Source organism: Paractinoplanes aksuensis (assembly GCF_024137025.1).
GTDB lineage: Bacteria > Actinomycetota > Actinomycetes > Mycobacteriales > Micromonosporaceae > Actinoplanes > Actinoplanes aksuensis.
On sequence record NZ_JAMYJR010000001.1, the window covers coordinates 72,214 to 95,043 of the forward strand.

A 22,830-nucleotide genomic window follows, 5' to 3' on the forward strand; every position below is an offset into this window, starting at 1 on the left:
TCGGATCTCCTGGGGGGTCTCAGGCCGCGAGGGCGAGAGCGGAGGTGGGGAGCGGTTCTTCGGCCAGGCGCTCGGTCTTGGCCCAGGCCTGGCGGCCGGTGGCCTGCCGGCCGATGGCCCGGTAGGTGGCGACGAGGCCGAGGAGCAGGAACGCGGGGTAGGCCACGGCGGCCAGCAGCAGCCGGGGGAGGGTCTCGTCGTGCAGGCGGTAGCGGTGCACCAGGGCCCAGACGAATCCGGGGAACCAGGTGATGCCGAGCCAGACCGCGCCGCCCGCGGCCAGGTCGGACCAGCCGGGCGTGCTCATCGCGACCAGGCCGGCCAGGACGACGGTGACCAGGGCGTTGATCCACGGCGAGAACAGGTAGTGCAGCACCTCGGCCAGCGAGGTCAGGCCGATCCGCTTCGAGGTGACCAGCTGCCGCAGGTATCGGGCGCACTGCAGGTTGCCCTGGGCCCAGCGGGTGCGCTGGCGGGTGAGCCGGCGGACGTCGACCACGGCCTGCTGGGTGACCGCGGCCCGTGAGGTGTAGCGGATGCCGATGCCGTCCAGGTGCATGCGCAGGCCCAGTTCGAGGTCCTCGACCAGGCAGGCCGACCACGGCGCGTCGCCGAGCGCCAGCAGCGCCGAGAGCCGGGTGAACTGCCCGTTGCCGCCGAGCCCGACCGTGTCGAGCCGGTCGCGCAGGCTCTGGCAGGCGTTGACGATGGTCGCGAACTCCAGGTCCTGGACCGCGCCGAGCAGCTTGTTGCGGTTACGGATGCGGACCTGCACCTGCACCGCGCCGATCGCCGTGTCCCGCAGCATCCGGGACACCTCGAGCAGGATGTTGGGGCTGCCCTGGCCGTCGCCGTCGATGATGCCGAGGACGACCTTGTCCGGGCTGACGCCGGCCTGTGCGGTCTGCTCGGCGATGTAGCGGTAGGCGGCGTTGAGCGCCTCACCCTTGCCCTTGCGGGCGTCGGGCAGTTCGCGCCGCATCACGTGCAGGCGGGGGTGGTCGATGGCGGCCAGCACGTCCGGGGTGCGGTCGTCCGAGCCGTCGTCGACGACCAGGACCCGGGCCAGCGTGTTGCCGGGCCCGGTGAGCCCGAGGGCGGCCCGGACGGTGTTGCCGACCACGACCTCTTCGTTGAGCGCCGGCACGATGATCCAGAAGTGCTCCGGGGTGCCGTCGCCGTTGGCCAGCGACTTCGTGACGACGTCCCGCCGGCGTGACGCGACGTAGCGGACCGCGATCGTCACCAGGGCGACGGTCGAGATCGGCCAGGACAGCATGAGCGCGTAGCCGGCGACGAGGATCAACCCGCCGTGTGCTCCGAACATCGCAACCTCCGCCTAGTCACCCTTGGTGATGTCGCCCGACGCGGTTACCCGTGTTTATCGGACGCATTAGGACAATAGGAAGCTACGCAGCGTGAAACAAGGCCGTTGACCGGGCCGACGACGCGATATGGCCAAAGGGTTGAACTCAGACATCTCAGACTGCACGTACGAGGGCGAAACAGGGCACGAATCGGGCCATTGCCGTTATTCCGGCGGCTTCACCGATGTCACGCTTCGTAATGTCGCCGTACAGGCTGAGTGCGGCGCGCTCGGTGACGCAACGTGGTGAGAGGCGTCAGGCGCAGAGTGGCGGCCGGCCCCGGCCGCGGGTGTGGTCACCGCTGAACCGGGGCCGCCGTTCAGGAATTGCGGATCAAGTCGTCGATGGCGTACTGCGAGTAACCGACAAGCTCGGTCCACCAGGCCGACTGGCGGCCGGCGGCAGCGAACTCCGTGTGCCACCGATAGCGGAGGTCCGGGGCCTCGACGGTGAGCGGGACCCACAGCGGGCCGGTGCGGTCGGCGGCCGTGTACGAGAGCCGCAGCCAGTCATCGGAGCGGACCCGGGCGTACCGTTCGCGCTCGCTCCAGGCCGCGGGCACGCCCAATAACAATCGTCTGCGATCCATCGTCTTCTCCCCGTGTGTCGCCGCACTTCAGTGCGGCCCGCCATTGAAACACACGGATGGCTACCGCTCGGCGACCACGACCATGCGGTGGTGGTCGGCCCGCAGCGGCGCGCCGTCCTCGCCGTACGCGGTGACGGCCGTGAATCCGGCGGCCGTGAGCCAGTCACGCAGCTCGGGGAAGCCGAACAGCCGCTTGAGGAAGCTCAACGTGCGGGCTTGCCCGTCGCGCACCACGGTCCGCTCCACCTCGAACCGCCCGGTCAACGGGTCGAGGTGATGCCGGTCGACCAGCATGTCCCCGTTGGCGCGCCGGGCCGTGACCCGCGACGGCGTGTACGAGGAGAGAAACCTGACCTGGTTGTCGAGATCCATGGCCAGCCGCCCGCCGGGCCGCAGCACCCGCCCGATCTCGTCGAGCACGCCCCGATTGCCGTCGTCGTCGAAGTAGCCGAACGCGGTGGTCCAGTTGACGACCCGGTCGAAGCGCCCGTCCCAGTCCGGCAGCGCCCGCATGTCCCCGGCGACGTAGTCGACCTCGACCTTCCGGGCGACCGCGTCGGCCCGGGCCCGGTCGAGAAAGACCGTCGACGAGTCGAGGCCCGTGACCTGGCACCCGCGGGCGGCCAGCTCGTTGGCCAGCGCCCCGTGCCCACAGCACAGGTCGAGCACGGCCATCCCGGGCTCCAGCCCGAGCAACCCCCGCACGAGGTCGGCCGCCAACGTGGCCCCGGTGTAGGCCGTACCCACGACGGGCCCGTGCGAGGGCGCGCCACCACTCTCGGGCCCGACGAAGAAGTGCAGATAGTCCTCGTCGTACATCGACGCCGCGTCGAACAGATCCCCCGTCACGCCGGCTACCACCGTTCCACGAGGTGGTCGCGGCCCGGGGGTGGTTCGTAGGGTTCGGGCCAGTAGTCCGTGATTCGGGTTATCCGGCTGTGGTTGTCGAGGTCGAGCCAGGCGCATGCCTCTTGCTCGCCGGCGCCGACTCGCACGTCGAGCCACAGGGCGGCGGCCCGGCCGTCGGCCAGCACGCGACGGACGCGCAAGTGCCAGTCGCCTGGGTAGTTGGAGTTGAACTCCAGGAAAGCGGGTCGGCCGTGGATGCGTTCGCGAGTTTGCGGCATTTCGTAGACCACGTCTTCGGCGAGCAGGGTCGTGAGCCTCGGCCAGTCGCGGTGCTCGAGGCTTTCGACGTACGCCAATGCGGTTTGCCGGGTCTCGGCGGTGTCGTCCATGGCACGGACGTTACTCAGTGGCACCGACAGAATCGGCCGGGCTCAGTCGCAGCGTGGTGGCCGCGGCGGACGAGTTCACCATCTGCTCGATCGATGTGCTGCCGTAACGGCCGTATTTGGCGTGGTAGGCGGCGTCAATCGCGGCGCGAAGGTTGTCCGGCCCGGCTCCGACATCGTCGACGAGCACGGTGGTCTGCAGGCCGGGGACGCGGATGCCGGCTCGCCGGGACTTCAGCACGTGGCCGAACCAGCCGGTCTCGCGGCGGTGCCAGGTGCGGACGAAAGCCTGATCGCCGACGCTCACGACCCAGATCGGCACCCAGCGTCGCAAGGTCCCGTCCGTACGCTCGGGAGCGATCTCCAGTTCGTCCGCCGCCTCGATCAGCCGCAGAGCGTCGGGTGCCCAACCGGTCACGACAGGCTCAGCCGACGAGCAGGCAGAAGGGGTGGCCCTCGGGGTCGGCCAGGACGTAGAGCGGCTCCTCGTGGTCGGCCGTGCGGTCGTACAACAGGCTCGCGCCCAGTTCTTCGGCGCGCTTGCGGTGGCGTTCCAGGTCGTCGACCGTGGGGACGCGGAAGTCGAGGTGCATCTGTTTGGGGACGTCGTGAGTGGGCCAGGTCGGCCTGTCCAGCGTGGGCACCCACTGGAACGCGAGCACCCGGCGCCCCTGATCGTCGACCAGCACCAGCCAGTCCTCGCCGTCCTCGGGGGTCTCGTCGCCGGGGCGGTACTGCACCCCGAGCAGCTGGCGATAGAACTCGGCCAGGCCGCGGACGTCGAGGGCGTCGAGCGCGGTGTGCATCAGTTCCGGGTAACCAGGCATCGCCCCATACCATCACGTCCGGCCGGGGTAGGGCACCATGACCCCGTGACGGATCTCTTCGACGCCGACGTTCCGGTGCACTACGGCTACATCAATGTGCTCGCCGACGAGGACGACCAGGCCGACCTGATGGACACCCGCGCCGGTCAGCTCAACGGGTTGGTCGGCGCGGCCGTTCCGGGGCAACTCTCGCTGGTCACCGGCCTGCACACCGGTGACGTACCGCTGGTGGTCCGTTGGCACGACGCCGAACCGGCCGTCGGCGCGGACTGGGAGGACGTGGTCGAGGTGTCCTTCGAACCACCGGGCCCGGACCTTCTGGTGGCCGCGTTCGAGGATTCGTTCGCGCTACGCCTCCCGGTCGTCCGGAGCCTGCGGGCGCGGCTGTCGGCGAGCGGGATGGACGCCGGCCATGACGCGGACACCACGCCGGACGACGGGACGAGCCCCGACCGCTACCTGCTGGAGTTGTGGCCGGCTGCCCCCGCGGCCGACGCGGTCGTCCGGCAGACCAGTGACATCGCCGCCTACTGGCACCGGGAAGCCCGGAAGAGCGCGGGCCCGAACGCGGCGAAGGGGTGATCAGGGTGACGGCAGCACAGATTCCTGGGCTGGGCACGGTGGTGAAGGACGATGAGCTCGGCTGGTACGTCAGCGAGCCCATGCCGGTGGCGGTGCTGGACGGGACCGTTTGCCAGTTCCACGTCGACGGCTACGACGACGATCCCGCACCGGAAGAGTTTCACGCGGCGATCCGTACGTTTCTCGCCCTCGACCGGTCGGCCCTGGTGGCCGCCGCGCCCTCGATCTTCGCGTACTACCGGGACGTCATGGAGTTGGTCGAGGCCGACGAGGACGACGTCGAGATCAGCGGCCCGGACGACGTCCTGAACCACATCACGTTCGGGCGCGAGCCTTCGGTCGAGCGGGACTCGTACGGCGACCGGCACGTCTACGTGTCGGTCGAGTGCGAGTGCGCCTGGGAACCCGAGCACGGCCTGCAGATCGTCTTCCGTGACGGCGCGGCCGTGACCAAGGTCGGCCCGTACGACAGCCACCTCACCAACGCCGCCGCCTACGACGACCCCGGGCTCGACGGTGTGGTGTACAAGGCGCACGCCCGTTAGGCATCCCGCGGCCCGGCGATGCGCTCCATGACCCGCAACGGCAGGCGTGGGTTGGCCGCGGCGCCCTGGTCACCAGCGCCCGCAGGCGGGGAAAGGGGTCCTCGGCCAGGCGGGCGAAGGGATAACCGGCGAGGGCCGGGTGGTCCGGCAACCAGTGGTGGGTGATGGCCATGTGGCGGGCGTAGACCCAGAGCACGGTCTGCGGCGGTGCCGACTCCTGGCGCTCCACCAGGAGCATGCGAAGCACCTCGTCCGGGTCCTCGACCAACCGGCCGCGCCGTTCGGAGTCGAGGTGGGCCGACTCGGCCAGCGCCTTACGCACCTCGACATCGGGATGGGAAACGAGCACCTCGAACTGTTCATCGGTCCATTCGCGGCGCTGGGTCAGGCTCCACAGCGTCCGCCAGTGGGCTCCGGTCACCACATGACGCAGCAGGCCTGCGGGGACTGCGGGATTGCGGGCCAGACCGTCAACAGCAGTCAGTGTTCCTCCTCAGCCGACCGAATCGGAGCCTAGCTGAACGGCGTGGGCCTCGGTCACGTCCGCTGCTTCCCATTTGCCGATCAGCCGGTCGATGACTGCCTCCGGTACCGGCGCCGGACGGGCCGCGTTCTGGCGGCGCAGGGTGGTCGGCGGCACCTCGAGGGCCACGATCTCGACCCGCGCGTGATAGGCCGCGCCCAATTCGATGCACAGGTCCCGATGCTGCCGCGAAATGTTGGTCGCGTTCCACACGAAGCTGCGCCGCGCCCGCAAATGCTCCCGCGCTTCTTCGTGGGCCGCCGCCGACACCGCCCGCTGACCGTCCGTCGGCTTGATGCGCAGGCGGCCCCGGATAGCGTCCAAGCTGATCACCGGCCGATCCGGCAGATGCGCGGCCGCCCACGTGTCCTTCCCCGCGCCCGGGAGCCCCGACAGCACGGTCATCGTCAGCCGTGTGTCGTCGTAGGCCGCATATCGCGGATCCCTTCCCTCCGTACGGAAATATTGGAATCTCGCGTGGTCGGAGGCGAACGCCCAGGGCTCGTCGAGCACGCCCAGGTCCGCGCAGAATTCGCGGAACAACCCGATGTTCTCGAGCACCTCGTCCCGGTCGCCGCAGATCCGGCCGGTGATATCGGCGTCGCCCAACATGGCCAGATCGCGATTCCGGGCCACCAAGCTCACCCGCAGCACTATTCGCTCCAGATCGGGCCGCTCCAACGCCCAGAACGGCACCTGATGGTGCCGCACGAGCGCCGCCACATGCTCACGCCAAGCGCGCGGGGCCCCCATTTCCCACAAGATTTTGCGTACGGTGAGATCGCCCCGACGGGAATGGCCGTGCGCCGTGATCCGGCCGTCGTCGTCGGTTCGCGTGCACTCCGGTTTGGCCACGTCGTGCAGCAGCACGGTCGCGAACATCCGCACCCGGTCGGCGGCCGGCAACTCCCGCCACGCGGGCTGGGCCACCAGCGCCTCGGCCGCCATCCGGGTGTGCGTGGCCACGTCGCCCTCGCCATGATGCACCGCGTCCTGGGGCACCCCACGCAGCCGCCGGATCCAGTCGAACTCGTCCTCGATCCGCGCCCACGGCACCATCCACGTCGGACCATCGGGGCACAGGTCGGCGAAGATCCTCCAGTCAGATCGCATACATCACCGCCGGGTCCGCGAGCCCGTTGGGCACGATCGGCCGGTCCGCCCAGTGCGAGCCGGAGTCCAGGACGGCCTGCGAGAACCCGGCCCGCACCCATTTGTAACGCCCGACCACCCGGCCGCCCGACTCGTCCTTGACGTACAGGCCTTCCATCTCGTCGCCGGAGTCGGTCTCGGCGACGGCCCGGTCGGGGTCGGTGCCCGCCTTCGTCGCGGCCGCCCGGAGCGCTTGCCGCCACCCCGAGGTGCGTACGGTCGACGGCGCGACCAACCCGGTCAACTCCCCGAGCGTCGCGAAAGTGCCCGCCCGCAGCACCGGAACGCTCACCACGGTCGTGCCGGCCAGCAGCGCGTGCCGGGACGGCGTGTCCAGGAACGTGCCGTCCGCACGGTCCAGGACGTCGAACTCGCAGAAGTAGTGCGGCAGCGCGTCGTAGAAGACTGTGTGTTTGGCATACAACCACTCGCCGTACAGCACGTAACGCGAGCCCAGCACGGGTCGCAGGATAGGCGCGACCAGGTTCGCCCACGACTTGAACGGCGCGAACTGCCGCTCGCGCGGACCGCCGCCCAGGTAGTGCCCGCGCGACTGCAGGCGCAGCTCGCCGTCGCCGGTGAAGCTGATGGCCGAGTTGGCCCCGTCCAGTTTCTCCTCGACGACCAGATGCCGGCCCGCCAGCTCGGTGAACGGCGTCTGCGACAGATCCTCGTCGCCCGGCTGCAGGCGTGAGCCGGCCAGGTGGGGCGTCCGCGGATACTTCCTGATCATGTGCTGTTTGTACCGGCCCGTGGCCGCCCGGACCACCGAATAAGGGGTCCGGCACAATTCGATCATGGCTTCTGTCGACGAGATCGTGGCCGCGCTGGCCGACGTCCCGGCCACGGAACGGGTGGGCTGGCGGTTCGCGGATCAGCTGAGCTGGTTGACGGAGCCGGTCCAGCCGCCCGAGCAACCGGTTCCGGACTGGTTCGTGCGCGGCGTCGAGCGGTTGGTCGGCTGGCTGGCGACGACGTGGCCGCAGCGGCCGCTGTTCCACCCGATCCGGGCCCTGGACCGGGCCGGGATCGTCACGCCGCCCCACGACGACGCCTACATCCTGGCCCTGGTGTCGGCGCTGGGCGACCGGGGTGACGCGGCGTACCGGCTCGACGCGATCCGCGGCGACGACGAGCTGCGGGACGAGTTGATCTGGCGCGTGTTCGAGGTCGAGGGCGGCGGCGAGGTCAGCCTGACCAACGTCGACAAGTTCAGCACGCCCGGCAGCAAGTGGGCGGACGCGTTCCGGACGCTGGTCACGGAGGGCACCCTGCCCCGCGACCGCGTGCTGACCAGTTGCCTGGCCGCGCTGGGCCGCGACTTCAGCGCGTACCGGGCGGGGTTCTTCTCCCAGCTGTACGACTCCCTGGCGCCGACGCCGGCCGAGCTCACGGCCATGCGACCCAGGTTGCTGCGGCTGCTCGCCTCGACGGTTCCGGCCACGGTCGGTTTCGCGACCCGGCACCTGGCCACGATCGAGCTCGACGACGACGCGTTCCTCGACGCGTGCCCGCCCGCGCTGGTGGTGCCGGCCAAGAACACCCCGCTGACGATCCTGCGGCTGGTCACCGCGACCGCTTCCCGGCGTCCCGAGCGGGCGGCCGAGGTGGCGGCGGTCGCGCTCGAACACCGGCACCGCGACGTCCAGATGGCCGCCCTCACGTTGCTGCGCGATCTGGGCGCGGGCGAGCTCGTGGCCGGCCGCCTCGACCTGCTCGAGCCGTCAGTGGCCCAGCAGGCGGGCGCGTGGTTCGGCCTGACCCGCGACGAGGAACAGCCGCTGCCGTCGGCACTGCCGCCGAGCCGACCCGCCGACCGTACGCCCGGGGAACGCGCCGCCGCCCTGCTGGCCGGCGAGACCGACCCGTGGGAGATCGAGCAGTTCCTGGCCGAGGTCGCCGCCGGCCGCGCGACTCAGGAGTTGCGCCGGCCGGCCCGCCGCGTGCTGGAACACCACGGCCAGATGCGCCACGTCGTCGCCGCGCTGCTGCTGGACGAGAAGCCCGAGCTGCACCACGCCGACTTCCTGGCCGCCCGGATCGACGAGATCCAGCGCCGTCCCGGCCCGTGCACGCTGCTCGCCACGCCGACCGACCGGGCCGGCTGGCTGGACCCGGCCGAATTCGTACGCCGCCTGACCGCCACCGGCGAACCGATGCGCTACGACCTGATCGCCGCCATGCTCCGATTGCATCCCGACGGCCGCGCCGATGCCTTGCGGGCTGCTCCCAACCTGCCGCCCGCTGTTCGGTACGCCCTGGGCGGCGAACCGGCCGAGATCGACGATCACGCGCTCTGGGTCGCGGCCGCCCGCACCCGGGCCCCGCTGGACGACGACGCGCATCTGATCGCGGCCGGGCTGACCGGGGCCGGCGAGGGCCACGCCGCCCGGCTCACCCTGCGGCTGACCGCGGATCCCCACCGTTACCAGGACGGCACGACGTGGCGCACGTTCGTCAACTGGGAGCCGCACATCGACGTCGAACCCCGGGGCGTCCGCCACCCCGACCGGCCGACCGTGCCCACTGAGTACGGCCCGGACTGGGATGTCATCCGCTGGCAGGCGCAGATCTGGCCGCACGACGCGGAAACGTTCCTGGCCCCCGAGATCAGCCCGATGATGTTTGCCGCGCACGGCGAGAGCGACGGCCGCGCTCCGGCCCGCCTCGACGCGATGCTGGTCCACCCCGGCCGGTTGGGTCCGATGGCCGCGGCCGTGCTGGCCGCGGCGCTCACTGCCCACGACGGGGCCACCCGCCTGCAGGCCGCCGAGGCACTGACCACACTGGTCCCGCACCGGATCCCGGTGGCCACGATGGCCGACGCGATGGTGTTGCTGGCCGGGCACGCCACCGCCACGCGGTGGGCGTCGGCGCTGCGCAACACCTCGAACCCGCACACCGTGATCGCCGTCCTCAACACCCTGCTACCCCAGCTTCCGTACGATCATCGCGGCCTGCACGCCCTCGTCGGGGCGCTCCTGGAGGAAAGCTTGCGGATCTCCGCCGTACCCCCGGAAGCTCTTTGCTCCTGGCTACGGGGCTTCACCGGTTCGTCGAAGGCCGCGCGCACCGCCCGCGAACTGCTGAAGCCGGCCTCGGAATGACGGTCGAGCAGCTGTACCGCTACCGGCACGCCTCGGCGGTCGACGGTGCGGGCGTGCGCCTGGCCACCTCCGGCGGCCCGGCCGAGCACCCGTACTTCTTCGACGGCCTGATCGAGCGCCCGCCGATCGTCGCCGCCGGCCTGCTCACGGTGGCCCGGATCGCCCGCACCCGCTTCTACACCCCGCCCGGCATGGCCGCCGCGATCCTGCGCGCCGCCGACCCGCTCGTCACCAGCGACGGCACCCACCTGCGATTCGAGAGCCTCTCGGCCGACTGCGGCGTGTACGCCCGCCTCGACGTGCTGCCCGACGGCCTCGACCGCGCACCCCGGGCCCGCGGCACCACCAACGTCGACTTCAACGACCCGATGCGCAGCGCCCTGGCCGGCCTCGCCGGTCCCGACCCGATGCACCTGGCCGTCGGTGACGACGAGGTACGGGTCCGCACGCTGGATGCCGAGGCCGTCGAACGCCGCGTCCCGCTGCCCGAACGCTGGGTGCGCAGCCTGGCCGAGCTGAACCCGATCGCCCGCGCGATGCAGCCCGGCGCGGTGTACCCGGCCGCCCACCTGCGCCGTCTGCTGCAGACCCGGTCGCGCAGCACCGCCGTTCTGCACGTGACCCCGGCCCCGGGCGGACCGCGGCTGGCCACGCGCCCCGCCGCCGGCAGCGTGGCCGTGGCCGGCCTCGACCGGCTGCGCGTGTTCGAGCCCTTGCTGCGCCACGCAACGGCGGTCCACACATACGGCCTGAACACCTCCAGCGCCTGGCTGCTCCAGATGCCCACGGCCCGCCTGACGGTGCTGCTCAGCCCCGCCGTCAGCCGAGGCTTTTCGGGCGAGGGTGGCCTGCTCGACGGGGCGGACGGCGACACCAGCGGCTACGACCTGGCCGACGGGACGTCCTTCGGCCGCGTGCTCCCCCTCGCCGCGGCCCTGATCTACGCCGACCAGCCCCGCCGGCGCGACGCCCGCGCACTGGTCGAGGCGGGCGCCGTCGAGCCGGGCCCGGACGACACCGCAACCGTCCGCAGCGGCGGCACCGCGTACGTCGTCCGCCGCACCCCCGACGGCGACCGCTGCACCTGCACCTGGTTCGCCACCCACGGCCTGGGCCGAGGCCCGTGCAAACACATCCTCGCGGCTCGGAGCTCACTGTGACCGACGACCTGACGACCGAACTCGACCGGCTCCGCCCCCTGGTCGGAGTCAAGCACTCCAGCCTGGTGTGGCAGCTCGCCGACCGAGGGCCGGCGATCGTCCCGCAACTGCAGCGGATCCGGCGCGAGGGCCCCGGCCGGGTGCGCGCGACCGCCCTCGAGATCCTGGTCAACATCGTCGGCGAGGCCGGTCTGCACCCGGCCGACCTGGCCGCGGCGGAACGACTGGTGCGGATCAAGGCGGGCTCGGAGCATTTCCTGAACGTGAGCCTGTGCTGGGACGCCTGGATCAGTGTCCGGGGCGGCGATCAGCAGGCGATCATGGACTCGCTCGGGCTGACCCCGGTCCGGCCGGCCACGTTCGATCTGGCCACCACCGTCGTCTCCGACCACTTGGACGATCCCGGCGGTCTCGTCTTCGTCACCCCCGAGATGAACGGGTGGACCGTCGTCGCGGGCGCATGGTGCTCTCCCGACGTGACGACCGGCGGCCCCGAACGGGGCGAGCAGGTGCGTCTGCGGGTCGAGAAGCTCAGCCGGGAGCACGGCGAGGCCCACGCCTTCGCGATCACCGAGTACGGCGACGACTCGACCTGGTTGATCGCCGAGCACGGCCGGACCGTCCGGCGCTACAGCGACCCCTCACCCGGCCTGTCCCTCGGGACGCCGCTGCCGATCGAGCGCCGCCTCCTCGACGCCCTGGGCGTATCGCTGAACCCCGAGGACATGCACGACAATGAGGAGCTGGACGAGTTCCTCGCGGAGTTCGTGGGCCGATGCACCGCCCGCACGGTGGCAGCCGAGCTGAGCATCGACATCGTCGGCGGCCTGAACCGCGACGAGTCCGTCATCACCGGAACCGGGATGCTGGCCCGGATTCCCGGCTCCACAGCCACCAGCATCCCGCCCGGCCGGTACCGGATCTGACGACGCAGGCGTTACGGTGGTAGATCCGCTCCCCATGTCTCACTGGAGCTGCAGTTGCACACCTGGTTCGCCACCACGGCCGGAGCCGGGGCTCTTGCCAACACATCCTGGCGGCACCGCTGCCGCGCCATCGGCGCCCGTCCTGCATTCTCCGTTGGGCAGCGCCTTGCCCGGCGCGGACGGGCGGGAACCGATTGTCGACCACGAGGAGTTGGAGGCCGGGGTCTCGGCGAGGGTAAGTGCCCACCTCGCTGAAGTTCAAAGATCGCAGTTCCGCGCGCATCGGGAGATTGTCCGGGCTTACAGTGCACCGGACGCGCGAGGCTCCCAGTTGCTCGGCACCGTGAAGTAGCCGCAACGTCAGCTGGTGACCGAGACCGCGGCGCCGGTATGGCCTGTCCACGGCCAGGTTGAGGGCCCACACCAGGTCCGGGTCGGTGGACATCGAAGCCAGCGCGTAACCCACCACTTGTGAATCTGTGCGGCCCTTGGGGGCTACCACGATGAAGAGCTCACCAGCCACATCAATGAACTGACGGAAGGTATGGAAGGTGTAGGGGGTGGCGAAGGATGCCTGCTCGATCTCGAGGCAGCGGTTCAGGTCGTCGGGGTGAGCGGCGCGGAAAGTAAAGGTCATGGCTTACGGTCGGAGAGTGGTCGCGGAGCAGGTCAATGTGCTGGTGGACTTTTGCGCGATGCGCGATGTCGACGTCTTGAGTGGGGGACTGGCTGACGTCGTCGTGTTGTTCGGGGGCAGCATTTTGGCCGGTGGGGATGTGCTGGCGCGGGCGCTCGAAGTGGGGGCGGCGCCGCGGGCGGTGATCGTCGGTGGGCAGGGGCATTCGACCGATGCGCTGCGGGCGGCCATGCGCCAGCGGATGGGTTGGGATGACGTCGACGGGCTGAGCGAGGCCTCGCTGTTCGCGCGTTATCTGCGGGAGCGCCACGGCCTCGACGTCGATCGGCTCGGGCACGGGTCGACCAATTGCGGGAGCAACGTACGGGAAGCTCTGGATCTGCTCGAAGACCTGCCGCACGAGCGCGTGCTCATCATTCAGGACGCCACGATGCAGCGGCGCATGGATGCCGGGTTTCGTTTGCTGGCGCCGGACATGACGGTTGTCAACTTTGCCGCTCATCGGACGCATGTCGGCGATGATCCGCCGCCGGGGATGTGGGCGCCCGAGCGCTACCGGTCGATGCTGATGGGGGAGATTCCGCGGCTGGCCGACGGCCCGGAGGGGTACGGGCCGTCGGGGCGCGGGTTCATCGCCCGGGTCGAGGTGCCGGACGAGGTGATGCGGGCCTACTCGGCGCTGAGGGCGACCGGCGCCGGCGTACCCAGAGCGGCCGATCCGAGGTGGGCCGACGCAGGCACCTGAGGCTGGGCGCGACGCCAGCGGGTCGAGACGGCGGGTGCCTTCTTCTCCACGGGGCGGCGGATCGCGGCCTCGCCCCGGTTGGGCAGCGCGAGGCGGAACACCTTGTACCAGGCCGATGCGACCTGCTTCGGCAGCGGCCCGCTCACGTACGAAAGCCCGTACCGCTGGAAGAGGTCCTGGATCTTGGGGGCGATCTCTTTGTAGCGGTTGCTCGGCATGTCCGGGAACAGGTGGTGCTCGATCTGGTGGGACAGGTTGCCGGTCATCAGGTGCATGGCCTTGCTGCCGCTGATGTTGGCCGAGCCGAGCATCTGGCGCAGGTACCACTCGCCACGCGTCTCGCCCTCGATCGACGTCTTCTCGAACGTCTCGACGCCGGTCGGGAAGTGGCCGCACATGATGACCGAGTGGCTCCACAGGTTGCGGACCAGGTTGGCCGTGGCGTTGGCCGCGATCGTGTGCAGGAACGACGGGCCGGACAGGGCCGGGTGCACCACGTAGTCCTTCAGCACCTGCTTGCCGATCTTGCGGCGGACGGCCTTGAGCGCGGCCTTGAACTTCGGGTTCTGCCGGCGTTCCTTGGTGGCCAGGTTGCGGCCGAGTTCCAGGTCGTACGCGGCGATGCCGTACTCGAAGAAGCAGGCGTTGAGGAAGTTGTAGAACGGCTGCCCGAGGTGGGCCGGGTGCCACTTCTGGTCCTCGTCGACGCGCATGATGCCGTAGCCGAGGTCGTTGTCGCGGCCGACCACGTTCGTGTAGGTGTGGTGCAGCTCGTTGTGCGAGTGCTTCCACTGCTCGGCCGGGGAGGCGTGGTCCCACTCCCACTTGGTCGAGTGGATCTTCGGGTCGCGCATCCAGTCCCACTGGCCGTGCAGGATGTTGTGGCCGACCTCCATGTTCTCGAGGATCTTGGCCACCGACAGGCCGGCCGTGCCGATCAGCCAGGCCGGCGGGAACAGCGAGAACAGCAGCACCCCGCGGCTGCCGAGTTCGAGCCCGCGCTGCCACGCGATCACCCGCCGGATGTACGCGGCGTCCTTCTCACCCCGGCTGGCCATGACCTCGTCGCGGATCGCGTCGAGCTCGATGCCGATCTGTTCGATGTCCTCGTGCGTGAGGTGGGCGATCGGGTTGGACTTCTTGCGCTGGATCGTCGTCATGCAGGTTCCTCTTTACGCGTCGATCGTGCAGGGGCCGGCGGCGGCCGAGATACAGGTCTGGACGGGGATGTTGTCGCCCGGTTCGGCGACGGTGAGCTGGCCGTCGCGCAGGTCGCGCACGGCGCCCTCACGCAGCGGCAGCACGCAGCTGAAGCAGATGCCCATCCGGCAGCCGGACGGCATGAGCACGCCCGCGGCCTCACCGGAGTCGAGCAGCGGCTCGGAGCCGTCGGTCTCGACGACCGTGCCCGAGCCGGCGAAGGTGATCGTGCCGCCCCCGCCGCTGTTGATCAGGGTGGGCCGGAACCGCTCGGTGCTGAGCAGGTGGGTGGCCTCGGCGTCGGCCCAGTGGGTCTCGAGGTCGTCCAGCATCTCGTTGGGCCCGCAGGCCCACGTCCGGCGCTCGAACAGGTCGGGCACGAGCTCGTCGAGGTCGGCCGGTTTGAGCCGCCCGTCGGCGCGGGTGTGCCGCTCGATCAGCCGGATCCGGCCCTCGGCGGCCAGGGCGCGCAGCTCGTCGCCGAAGACGACGGCCTCGCGGGTGCCCGCCGAGTGCACGACCACGACGTCGGACAGCTCGTGCAGCGCGCTGCGGAGCATGCCCATGACCGGGGTGATGCCGCTGCCCGCGGTGACGAACAGGGCCTTGGCCGGTCGGGGGTGGCACAACTGGAACTCACCCGTCGGCACGTCGAGGTGCACGATCGTGCCGCGCTTGGTCCTGCGTACGAGGTGAGTGCTCACGACGCCGTCCGGGACCGCGTTGACCGTGATGGTGAACCGGCCGTCGCGGCGCGAGGGCGGACTGGTCACCGAGTAGGAGCGCCACAGGCGTACGCCGCCGACGTCCACGCCGACCCGCACGTACTGGCCGGGCCGGTGCGACTGCCAGCCCCGGCCGGGGCGGAGCACCAGCGTGACGCTGTTCTCGGTCTCCGGGCGGACGGCGTCGATCTTGGCCCGGAGCACTTGGGCGTTGCGGAGCGGAGCGATCACGTCGAGATAGTCGGCGGGCACCACCGGCGTCGTGATCAGCTCGATGACACGCCAGGCGCCGGACCGAAGGTTGCGGATAACAGCCACGTAACAAGAGTCCTACGTCTTGGGAGTAGATTCCTGACCAAGCGAAGTGAAAGTGACCGTATTATTTGTTCACGGGGGACAAGGCACGGTACTTAAACGGGAGAAATTGGTGTGACGGAGCCCCTACCCGATGTAAGAACTTTTCGGCTCTCGCCCGAGGTGGTCGAACCCCTGCGGGAACAGCTCCGGCGCGTCGCGTTGTCAACCATCGATGCCATCACGGCCGAGGTGCCCGCGTACGCCGACCCGTTCGCGGGCGAGCTCGGCCCGAAGATCGAGCGCGCCGTCATGGCTGCGCTGGGTACCTTCCTCAAGCTGGTCTCGCGGGCCGCCGGCCCCGACCCGCAGTCACCCCTGGGGCCGGCCCTCGAGGGTGCGTACGCCCTGGGTCGCGGCGAGGCCCGCAACGGGCGCAGCCTCGACGCGCTGCTGGCCGCCTATCGGGTCGGCGCGCGCGTCTCGTGGCACGAGATGGCCGCGATCAGCCTCGGCGCCGGTCAGCCCGCGGCCAACATCGCCTACTTCGCCGAGCTGGTCTTCGCGTACATCGACCAGCTGTCGGCGGCCAGCGTGGCCGGGCACGCCGACGAACTGGCCTCCTCGGGCCGGGCCCGGCTGCGTCACCTGGAGCAACTCACCCAGGCCCTGCTGGCCGGCGAACCCGAGCACACGCTGGTGGCGGCGGCCCGCCGCGCCGACTGGTCGCCGCCGCGCACGCTGACCGCCGTGCTCGTGCCCGAACATGCTGCGCGCACGGTGGTCGACCTGCTCGATCGCCGTACGCTCGAACTCAACGAGGCCGGGCCCGGCGCCCCCGATTTCGCGGTGCTGCTGGTGCCGGACGCTTCCCGGGAGGCGCTGCTCGGCCTGCTGCGCGGCCAGCGCGCCGTGGTCGGCCCGCCCCGGCCGTGGCTGCTGGTCCAGGCGTCGTACGACCGGGCCGTCCGCACCCTGCGGATGCCGGGCCGCCTCGTGCGCACGGTCGTCGACACCGAGGAGCACCTGGTGCCGCTGGTGCTCACGGCCGACGCGCCGGCGCTGGCCGACCTGCGGGCCCGCGTGCTGGCGCCGCTGGCCGACGCGCCGGAGGACTCCGCGGCCAAGCTGGTCGACACGCTGCGCAGCTGGCTGCGCCACCAGGGCCGCCGCGAGGAGGTGGCGGCCGAGCTGTTCGTCCACCCGCAGACCGTCCGCTATCGGATGACCCGCCTACGTGAACTTTACGGCGACCGGCTGCGCGACCCGGAGTGGATATCCGCTTTGACCATCGCCCTGGCCGTGCCCGATCCCGCAGAGTTCTCTGTGTGATCCCGGCCGGTTCGCCGCTGGGCCGCGCCGACTCACAGAGTTCTCTAAGAAGTCCTGCGGAACCGGTCAGCCGGGGCGGCCAGCATTCGCCGCATGACCGCAATCGACGTACGGGGACTGACCAAGAGATACGGCCCGGAGACGGTGGTGGACGACCTGTCCTTCACCGTCGAGCCCGGCCAGGTGACCGGCTTCCTGGGCCCGAACGGGGCCGGCAAGAGCACCACCATGCGCATGATCATCGGGTTGGCGGCTCCCGACCGCGGGACGGTGACGATCGGCGGCCGGCGCTATCAGGACCTGCCGGTGCCGCTGGCCGAGGTGGGCGCGCTGCTCGACGCCGGGGCCGTGCACGGCGGCCGTACGGCCCATGACCACCTGCTCGCGCTGGCCGTGAGCAACGGCCTGCCGAAGCAGCGGGTGGGCGAGGTGCTGGCCCGCACCGGCCTCGAAGGGGTGGCCCGGCGACGGGCCGGCGGGTTCTCGCTGGGCATGCGCCAGCGCCTGGGCATCGCCGCCACGCTGCTGGGCGACCCGAGGGTGCTGATCTTCGACGAGCCGATCAACGGCCTCGACCCCGAAGGCATCCGATGGGTACGCGACCTGATGCGCTCGTTGGCCGCCGAGGGCCGGGCCGTGCTCGTCTCGAGTCACCTGATGAGCGAAATGGCCCAGACCGCCGACCACCTGATCGTCATCGGGCGCGGCCGCCTGATCGCCGACACCGCGGTCAGCGAACTGACCCGCACCAACGGCGAAAGCACTGTCCTGGTCCGTGCCCCCGCATCATTCGCTCCCCAGCTGGTCGCAGCCGGAGCAACAGTGCGCGAGGGCCTTGAATCCACCCTGCTGGTGTCCGGCCTGACCGCCGCCGACATCGGCCAGTTGGCGTCCTACCACGGGGTAGCCCTGAGCGAACTGACCCCACAGCGCCCCTCCCTGGAAGACGCCTTCATGGAACTGACCCGCGACAGCCTCGAATTCCAGGGAGCAGCGGCATGACCACGAGTGTCGTCGAACCGAAGGTCGGCTTCGGCCGGACCCTGCACGCCGAGTGGATCAAGCTGCGCAGTCTGCGGTCCACCTGGTACACGCTGGCCTGCTTGTTCGCGGTCGGCCTCGGCATCACCGCGCTGGCCGCCAACGGGGCCGGCCAGGCGTGGGACACCGCCACCGAAGCGGACCGGCTGGCCTGGGACCCGACGGGCCGCAGCCTGATGGCCTACATCGTGGCCCAGCTGATCGTCGGCGTGCTCGGCATCCTCGTGGTGACCTCCGAGTACGCCACCGGCCTGATGGGCACCACGCTGACCGCCACCCCACGCCGCACGCGCGTGCTGGCCGCCAAGGTAGTGCTGGCGACAGCAATCGCAGCAGTCGCCGGAGAACTGCTGATGTTCGGCTCGTTCCTGACCGGTCAGTCGTTGATGACCGGCCAGGGCGTGCCCACAGCCTCGCTGAGTGATCCCGGCGTGTTCTCCGCGGTCACCGCCGGCGGCCTCTACCTGGCCGCGATCGCCCTGCTGGCCATCGGACTGGGCGTCATCATGCGCGCCACCGCCGGCGCCCTGGCCACCCTCGTCGGCATCGTCTTCCTGGTCCCCGCCATGGCCGGACTCTTCCCCTCCTGGATGACCGGCTTGTTCAACTACTGGCCCACGCTGGGCGGCTCAGCAGCACTGACGACGGTCCCCAGCCCCGACTACCCCCACCCCTGGCTCAACCTGGCCGGCATGGGCGTGGGCATCGCCGCCGTACTGGCCGCTGCCTTCACCCTCTTCCGCCGCCGCGACATCTGACCCCGTCGACAATCGATCAGCGAGTGAATCCGATGGCTGAACGTCTATCGACAGCCCACCAGCTCCCCGGGACGCGGCGGCCCTCAGAGGTGCAGCGGCGGCCAGGGTCGTCACGCGTGTGGTGGATCTGGGGATCGCGGTGGCTGCCAAGAGCGCCGTGGTTCTCAGGAACGCCATGGCTTCGTGCGGCGCGGTGGCTGCCGGGGGTGCCGTGGTTCTCAGGGGCGCCGTGGCTCTGTGCGGCGCGGTGGCTGCCGGGGGCACAGGTAATCGCAGGTGCGCAGGCGGTTCCAGCGGCGGCGGGGCCCCGGTCTCGAGGCCGCGAAGTGAGCGCGGGAGCTGTCGCCGGCCTGGTATCGGTGCTGGTCATGGCGGGCACTGCGGCAGTTGCGCTGCTCCTACTGGGTGGTGCCCAGGCGGGTCGGCTCGATCGGCTGACGGCGGCGGTGGTGGCGATGGCGGCCGGCGCACCCGCGCAGGTCGCCGCGACACCGTCCGGTGGGCTGCCGATCGCCTTGCACGGCCGGATCGACCTGGTGCCCCTGGGGATCAGCGTCGTGGGCGCGGTCATTTTCGGGATCCTGCTGGTGCGGCGCGGCCGCGAAGGACTGCTCTGGCGAGGCTCCTCAGGGGCTGTTGTCTTCACCGCGGCCATGGGCGCGACCGCATGGTTCGCCCGTGGACGTTTGACCCTGCCCTTCGGCGGCACACCGGCTGCTGACGCGGCCTCCGGTTGTCCTCCCGGCAGTGAACAGTTCGGCGGCCTCACAGGCGGTGGGCTGTTCGGCGGTGGGCTGCTCGGAGGGCGAGCTGGTGGTGGATTCCCGATGGGCGACCTCGGTGGTGGGCTGTCTGGAGTGGTCCCCGGTGGTGGTTTGCCGAGTGGGCTCAGCGGTCGGCTGCTGGGTGGGATTGGTAATGGGGGAGTGGCCGATGGGGGCGCACTCGATGCCGGGTTCGCGGTGGGTGTCTGGCCGTCGGTGGGCAAGGCGGCGGTCGGGACTCTTCTGGTCGTCGGGTTGTGCTGGCTTGTTCTGCGGTTTCCGGCCCTTGCTGGTGGGCTCCGGGGTCTGCGGTGGCCGGTCGCCGGGTTGACGGTCGTGGGTCTGGTCGTCGCGTGGGGGATCGGTGGGCCGGCCGCGGCCGGAGCCGGGCTACTTGGGTTGCCGTTCGTGTTGCTGGCCGGGCTGCCGTGGGATGTGCACACCGGTGGCTTGCTGTCCTGCGTCCTGGAGGGGCCAGCGGGATTGCCGACCGGCGGCTCGATGAGCGTCTGGCCGCCGGCAGCGAATGCGCTGGTCGGGGCGCTTCTGGTCGGAGTCCTGCTGGTGGGGCTGGCTGCCGCGGCAACGCTTGGTCGGCGACGTGTTGACATGTTGATTCACACGTCAATGCAGTCAACATGTGTATCAACACGTCAACATGAGGGTGAGGGCGTCGCGGTGACGGCATCCGCGGCCGCGGCAGCCCGTGTCGCTTCGGGCCGAGCCGATCGGACCGGCCGGGAAACACCCCGACGGCATCCCGAGCAGCCGAGGTGGCGTGCCCAGGGGCTTTGGCCACGCACGTTGGTGCGCGCGGCCTGGACAGGGGTGGCCGGGGGCGTACTGCTGCTTGCTCTGGCCCTGGTGGGCCGGGTGTCGGTCGGTCTCAGCGCGCAGGCGTTCATTCTGACAGTGCCGCTCCTCGACGTGCGCGTCGCGGCCGATCCGTGGGTTGCGGTGGGGACCGGGGTGGTCGCGGCCGCGGTCGGCAGTCTGATCGCCGACGCGTTCGTAAGCTGGCGCCATGACGCCTCGCGATGAACGCCTGCTCGTGGTGGACGACGAGGCCACCGTACGGGAACTGCTGTCGGCTACTTTGCGGTTCGCCGGCTTCAAAGTGAGCTCGGCCGGCACCGCAACCGAGGCCATCGCGGCCGCCACCGCCGAGCCGCCCGATCTGGTGCTGCTCGACGTCATGCTGCCCGACATGGACGGCTTCGAGGTCGTGCGGCGGCTGCGCGAGCAACGGACGCAAGGTCGCAGCGGGCCCGTCCCCGTGCTCTTCCTGACCGCGCGCGACCGCCAGGCCGACAAAGTCACGGGCCTGTCGCTGGGCGCCGACGACTACGTGACCAAACCCTTCGACCTCGAGGAGCTGATCGCCCGCATCCACGCGATCCTGCGCCGCACCAACGGTTCCCACGCGGATGTGCTCACCGCGGGCCCGCTCACGCTCGACACCGAGGGACATCAGGTGACCCGTCACGGCCGGCCCGTCCGGGTGTCGCCCACCGAGTTCCGGCTGCTGCGCTATCTGATGGAGAACGCGGGCCGTGTCGTGACCAAGGTTCAGATCCTGGAACGCGTGTGGCACTACGACTTCGGGGGCGACGCCAGCATCGTCGACACGTACATCTCGTACCTGCGCCGCAAGGTCGACGCCGAGGAGCCCAAGCTGATCCAGACCGTCCACGGCGTCGGCTACGTGCTGCGGGAGCCCCGGTCATGAGCCTGCGGGTACGACTGCTGCTCATCACCACCGCCCTGCTGCTGGCGGGGCTGGGCCTGGTCGGCACGGTGGTCTCCGACCGGCTCGAGCACTACCAGCTCGACCGCCTCGACACCCAGCTGAGCTCGCTCACGTCGCTGATCTCGCGGCTGCCCACCAGCGGGCCGCGCCCGGCCGGCCCGGCGGCCACGTCGGGTGTGCTGGACCCCGCCCTCGACCTGATCGGCGCCCCCTACCTCGTGTATCTGGCCGCCGACGGCACAGTCGCCGAGGGCGTCCTCTCGTCCCGGCTCGACCGGTCGACCCTGCCCACCCCGGCCGAGCTGCGCACGATCCCCACCGACGGGACCGGCGTGTTCCGGCCCGCCGCCGACGGCTCGGACCGCTGGCGGGCCGTCGCCCAGCACACCGCGGGCTGGAACGGCAAGGTGATCGCGGCCGCGCCGATGGCCGAGGCCGACGCCACGGTGGCCCAGCTGCGGGTCACCAGCCTGGCCAGCGGGGGAGTGCTGCTCGTGGTGCTGACCGGGCTGGGCTGGTTCGCGCTCGGGCGGGGCCTGCGGCCGTTGCGCCGCATCGAGCACACCGCCGCCGCGATCGCCGCGGGCGACCTGACCCGGCGTGTGCCCGATCTGGCCGGGCCGGGCACCGAGATCGGGCACCTGGCGGGCTCGCTCAACACGATGCTGGGGCAGCTCGAACGGGCCTTCGCCGACCGCGCCGCCTCGGAGGCGCGGATGCGGACGTTCGTCTCCGATGTCAGCCACGAGTTGCGTACGCCATTGTTCGTCATCAAGGGGTCGACCGACCTGCACCGGATGGGCGGGCTGGCCACCGCGTCCGATGTGGACGAGACGATGCGCCGGATCGAGCGCGAGGCGACCCGCCTGACCGCGCTCACCGAGGACCTGTTGCTGCTGGCCCAGCTCGACGACGCGCCCGAGGGTCAGCTCGACCGCACCCCGATGGACCTGCGCACGCTGGCCACCGACGCCCGGCACGACCTGCACGCGCTCGACCCGGCGCGCCCGGCCGAGCTGACCGGCCCCGGTGGTGACGGCCCGCCCGGCCCGGCCCCGGTCGACGCCGACGAGGCCCGTCTGCGCCAGGTCGTCGCCAACCTGGTCGGCAACGCGGTCGCCCACACCCCGCCCGGCACGCCGGTGCGCATCGGGGTGGGCACAGTGGGCGGCCGAGCCGTCCTCGAGGTGGCCGACCACGGCCCCGGCCTGACGACCGAGCAGGCGGCCAAGGTCTTCGACCGCTTCTACCGTACGGACCGATCCCGCACCCGGTCCGCCGGCGCCAACGCCGGCCTGGGCCTGTCGATCGCCCGCTCCCTGGCCCGCGCCCACGGCGGCGACGTCGAGCTGGAAACCGCCGCGGGCCAAGGCGCCTGCTTCCGGCTGGTCCTGCCCGCGACGCCGTAAATCGGCCGCGGCGGCCGAGGCGTACGCGCAGCACCCGGCGCTGCTGCGCCGGCGGGAGCTCGAGACGCTGGGCGCGCTCGGCACCAACGCGGCGGCGCGGCTCTACATCGGCTTCGACAGGCACAGCGATCTCGGCCGGAGTAAGGCGCCTCGACAGTACGG

General features: G+C 70.9%; 23 protein-coding genes. 12 read left to right on the forward strand and 11 right to left on the reverse strand.

Annotated features, from left to right (window positions below):
* Positions 1–19 precede the first annotated feature (19 nt).
* The 6 genes from M1L60_RS00305 to M1L60_RS00330 all read right to left on the reverse strand — a co-directional run bounded on the left by M1L60_RS00305 (position 20) and on the right by M1L60_RS00330 (position 4,018).
* Positions 20–1,327, reverse strand: a complete 1,308-nt coding sequence (locus tag M1L60_RS00305) for a glycosyltransferase (RefSeq protein WP_253235168.1) — start codon at positions 1,325–1,327, stop codon at positions 20–22.
* A 359-nt stretch (positions 1,328–1,686) separates the two neighbouring features.
* A complete protein-coding gene (locus M1L60_RS00310) occupies positions 1,687–1,956 on the reverse strand; it encodes a hypothetical protein (protein ID WP_253235169.1) in 270 nt (89 codons plus the stop codon).
* A gap of 60 nt (positions 1,957–2,016) precedes the next feature.
* Positions 2,017–2,805 (reverse strand): class I SAM-dependent methyltransferase, encoded by a 789-nt coding sequence (locus M1L60_RS00315; RefSeq protein WP_253235170.1) that lies wholly within the window; start codon positions 2,803–2,805, stop codon positions 2,017–2,019.
* A 5-nt stretch (positions 2,806–2,810) separates the two neighbouring features.
* Positions 2,811–3,194: a nuclear transport factor 2 family protein gene (locus M1L60_RS00320; protein WP_253235171.1), complete on the reverse strand. Its 384-nt coding sequence runs from the start codon at positions 3,192–3,194 to the stop codon at positions 2,811–2,813.
* A 10-nt stretch (positions 3,195–3,204) separates the two neighbouring features.
* Positions 3,205–3,609: a DUF2255 family protein gene (locus tag M1L60_RS00325; RefSeq protein WP_253235172.1), complete on the reverse strand. Its 405-nt coding sequence runs from the start codon at positions 3,607–3,609 to the stop codon at positions 3,205–3,207.
* Positions 3,610–3,616: 7 nt separating this feature from the next.
* Positions 3,617–4,018, reverse strand: coding sequence for a VOC family protein (locus tag M1L60_RS00330; RefSeq protein ID WP_253235173.1), 402 nt, complete (start codon positions 4,016–4,018; stop codon positions 3,617–3,619).
* A 45-nt stretch (positions 4,019–4,063) separates the two neighbouring features.
* Here M1L60_RS00330 and M1L60_RS00335 point away from each other — a divergent pair, with 45 nt between their 5' ends.
* Together M1L60_RS00335 and M1L60_RS00340 are read left to right on the forward strand one after the other, a co-directional pair.
* A complete protein-coding gene (locus M1L60_RS00335; RefSeq protein ID WP_253235174.1) occupies positions 4,064–4,600 on the forward strand; it encodes a hypothetical protein in 537 nt (178 codons plus the stop codon).
* 5 nt (positions 4,601–4,605) lie between these two features.
* Entirely contained in the window at positions 4,606–5,145 is a 540-nt protein-coding gene (locus M1L60_RS00340; protein WP_253235175.1) for a DUF6985 domain-containing protein, read from the forward strand.
* A 493-nt stretch (positions 5,146–5,638) separates the two neighbouring features.
* Here the strand turns inward: M1L60_RS00340 and M1L60_RS00345 are convergent, their stop codons facing one another.
* A complete protein-coding gene (locus M1L60_RS00345; RefSeq protein ID WP_253235176.1) occupies positions 5,639–6,781 on the reverse strand; it encodes an AAA family ATPase in 1,143 nt (380 codons plus the stop codon).
* The gene (locus M1L60_RS00350; protein WP_253235177.1) at positions 6,771–7,553 is read right to left on the reverse strand and encodes an RNA ligase family protein; all 783 of its coding nucleotides are present in this window, start codon (positions 7,551–7,553) and stop codon (positions 6,771–6,773) included. Before M1L60_RS00350 ends, M1L60_RS00345 begins: the two co-directional genes overlap by 11 nt.
* Before the next feature lie 64 nt (positions 7,554–7,617).
* On the opposite strand from M1L60_RS00350, the gene M1L60_RS00355 reads away from it, so the two are divergent.
* The 3 genes from M1L60_RS00355 to M1L60_RS00365 are packed head-to-tail and all read left to right on the forward strand — an operon-like array spanning position 7,618 to position 12,013.
* Positions 7,618–9,927: a DUF6493 family protein gene (locus M1L60_RS00355; protein ID WP_253235178.1), complete on the forward strand. Its 2,310-nt coding sequence runs from the start codon at positions 7,618–7,620 to the stop codon at positions 9,925–9,927.
* On the forward strand, positions 9,924–11,087 hold the full coding sequence (locus tag M1L60_RS00360) for an SWIM zinc finger family protein (RefSeq protein ID WP_253235179.1): 1,164 nt from the start codon (positions 9,924–9,926) through the stop codon (positions 11,085–11,087). Before M1L60_RS00355 ends, M1L60_RS00360 begins: the two co-directional genes overlap by 4 nt.
* Entirely contained in the window at positions 11,084–12,013 is a 930-nt protein-coding gene (locus M1L60_RS00365) for a hypothetical protein (RefSeq protein WP_253235180.1), read from the forward strand. The genes M1L60_RS00360 and M1L60_RS00365 overlap by 4 nt, the downstream gene beginning before the upstream one ends.
* Here M1L60_RS00365 and M1L60_RS48205 read toward each other — a convergent pair.
* A complete protein-coding gene (locus M1L60_RS48205; RefSeq protein ID WP_369077200.1) occupies positions 11,937–12,650 on the reverse strand; it encodes a GNAT family N-acetyltransferase in 714 nt (237 codons plus the stop codon). The two genes, M1L60_RS00365 and M1L60_RS48205, sit on opposite strands and share 77 nt — an antisense overlap.
* A gap of 16 nt (positions 12,651–12,666) precedes the next feature.
* Between M1L60_RS48205 and M1L60_RS00370 the strand changes: the two genes are divergently transcribed.
* On the forward strand, positions 12,667–13,395 hold the full coding sequence (locus M1L60_RS00370) for a YdcF family protein (RefSeq protein ID WP_253235181.1): 729 nt from the start codon (positions 12,667–12,669) through the stop codon (positions 13,393–13,395).
* Here M1L60_RS00370 and M1L60_RS00375 read toward each other — a convergent pair.
* The gene (locus M1L60_RS00375) at positions 13,320–14,555 is read right to left on the reverse strand and encodes a fatty acid desaturase family protein (RefSeq protein WP_253235182.1); all 1,236 of its coding nucleotides are present in this window, start codon (positions 14,553–14,555) and stop codon (positions 13,320–13,322) included. The genes M1L60_RS00370 and M1L60_RS00375 overlap by 76 nt on opposite strands.
* 12 nt (positions 14,556–14,567) lie before the next feature.
* Entirely contained in the window at positions 14,568–15,638 is a 1,071-nt protein-coding gene (locus tag M1L60_RS00380; protein ID WP_253235183.1) for a ferredoxin reductase, read from the reverse strand.
* Positions 15,639–15,749: 111 nt separating this feature from the next.
* Between M1L60_RS00380 and M1L60_RS00385 the strand changes: the two genes are divergently transcribed.
* The 6 genes from M1L60_RS00385 (at position 15,750) to M1L60_RS00410 (ending at position 22,668) form a co-directional block, all read left to right on the forward strand.
* Positions 15,750–16,946, forward strand: coding sequence for a PucR family transcriptional regulator (locus tag M1L60_RS00385; protein ID WP_253235184.1), 1,197 nt, complete (start codon positions 15,750–15,752; stop codon positions 16,944–16,946).
* A gap of 93 nt (positions 16,947–17,039) precedes the next feature.
* The gene (locus tag M1L60_RS00390) at positions 17,040–17,948 is read left to right on the forward strand and encodes an ABC transporter ATP-binding protein (protein ID WP_253235185.1); all 909 of its coding nucleotides are present in this window, start codon (positions 17,040–17,042) and stop codon (positions 17,946–17,948) included.
* Positions 17,945–18,745 (forward strand): ABC-2 transporter permease family protein, encoded by an 801-nt coding sequence (locus tag M1L60_RS00395; RefSeq protein WP_253235186.1) that lies wholly within the window; start codon positions 17,945–17,947, stop codon positions 18,743–18,745. The genes M1L60_RS00390 and M1L60_RS00395 overlap by 4 nt, the downstream gene beginning before the upstream one ends.
* 368 nt (positions 18,746–19,113) lie before the next feature.
* The gene (locus tag M1L60_RS00400) at positions 19,114–20,550 is read left to right on the forward strand and encodes a hypothetical protein (protein ID WP_253235187.1); all 1,437 of its coding nucleotides are present in this window, start codon (positions 19,114–19,116) and stop codon (positions 20,548–20,550) included.
* A complete protein-coding gene (locus tag M1L60_RS00405) occupies positions 20,534–21,238 on the forward strand; it encodes a response regulator transcription factor (RefSeq protein ID WP_253235188.1) in 705 nt (234 codons plus the stop codon). The genes M1L60_RS00400 and M1L60_RS00405 overlap by 17 nt, the downstream gene beginning before the upstream one ends.
* On the forward strand, positions 21,235–22,668 hold the full coding sequence (locus M1L60_RS00410) for a sensor histidine kinase (protein WP_253235189.1): 1,434 nt from the start codon (positions 21,235–21,237) through the stop codon (positions 22,666–22,668). Before M1L60_RS00405 ends, M1L60_RS00410 begins: the two co-directional genes overlap by 4 nt.
* Positions 22,669–22,830: the final 162 nt, after the last annotated feature.

Bases quoted from the DNA above. Each gene is read 5' to 3' on its own strand.
- M1L60_RS00305 (WP_253235168.1), bottom strand. From the start codon at position 1,327: ATGTTCGGAGCACACGGCGGGTTGATCCTCGTCGCCGGCTACGCGCTC.
- M1L60_RS00310 (WP_253235169.1), bottom strand. From the start codon at position 1,956: ATGGATCGCAGACGATTGTTATTGGGCGTGCCCGCGGCCTGGAGCGAG.
- M1L60_RS00320 (WP_253235171.1), bottom strand. From the start codon at position 3,194: ATGGACGACACCGCCGAGACCCGGCAAACCGCATTGGCGTACGTCGAA.
- M1L60_RS00330 (WP_253235173.1), bottom strand. From the start codon at position 4,018: ATGCCTGGTTACCCGGAACTGATGCACACCGCGCTCGACGCCCTCGAC.
- M1L60_RS00345 (WP_253235176.1), bottom strand. From the start codon at position 6,781: ATGCGATCTGACTGGAGGATCTTCGCCGACCTGTGCCCCGATGGTCCG.
- M1L60_RS00350 (WP_253235177.1), bottom strand. From the start codon at position 7,553: ATGATCAGGAAGTATCCGCGGACGCCCCACCTGGCCGGCTCACGCCTG.
- M1L60_RS00355 (WP_253235178.1), top strand. From the start codon at position 7,618: ATGGCTTCTGTCGACGAGATCGTGGCCGCGCTGGCCGACGTCCCGGCC.
- M1L60_RS00360 (WP_253235179.1), top strand. From the start codon at position 9,924: ATGACGGTCGAGCAGCTGTACCGCTACCGGCACGCCTCGGCGGTCGAC.
- M1L60_RS48205 (WP_369077200.1), bottom strand. From the start codon at position 12,650: ATGACCTTTACTTTCCGCGCCGCTCACCCCGACGACCTGAACCGCTGC.
- M1L60_RS00375 (WP_253235182.1), bottom strand. From the start codon at position 14,555: ATGACGACGATCCAGCGCAAGAAGTCCAACCCGATCGCCCACCTCACG.
- M1L60_RS00390 (WP_253235185.1), top strand. From the start codon at position 17,040: ATGACCGCAATCGACGTACGGGGACTGACCAAGAGATACGGCCCGGAG.
- M1L60_RS00395 (WP_253235186.1), top strand. From the start codon at position 17,945: ATGACCACGAGTGTCGTCGAACCGAAGGTCGGCTTCGGCCGGACCCTG.
- M1L60_RS00400 (WP_253235187.1), top strand. From the start codon at position 19,114: ATGGCGGGCACTGCGGCAGTTGCGCTGCTCCTACTGGGTGGTGCCCAG.
- M1L60_RS00405 (WP_253235188.1), top strand. From the start codon at position 20,534: ATGACGCCTCGCGATGAACGCCTGCTCGTGGTGGACGACGAGGCCACC.
- M1L60_RS00410 (WP_253235189.1), top strand. From the start codon at position 21,235: ATGAGCCTGCGGGTACGACTGCTGCTCATCACCACCGCCCTGCTGCTG.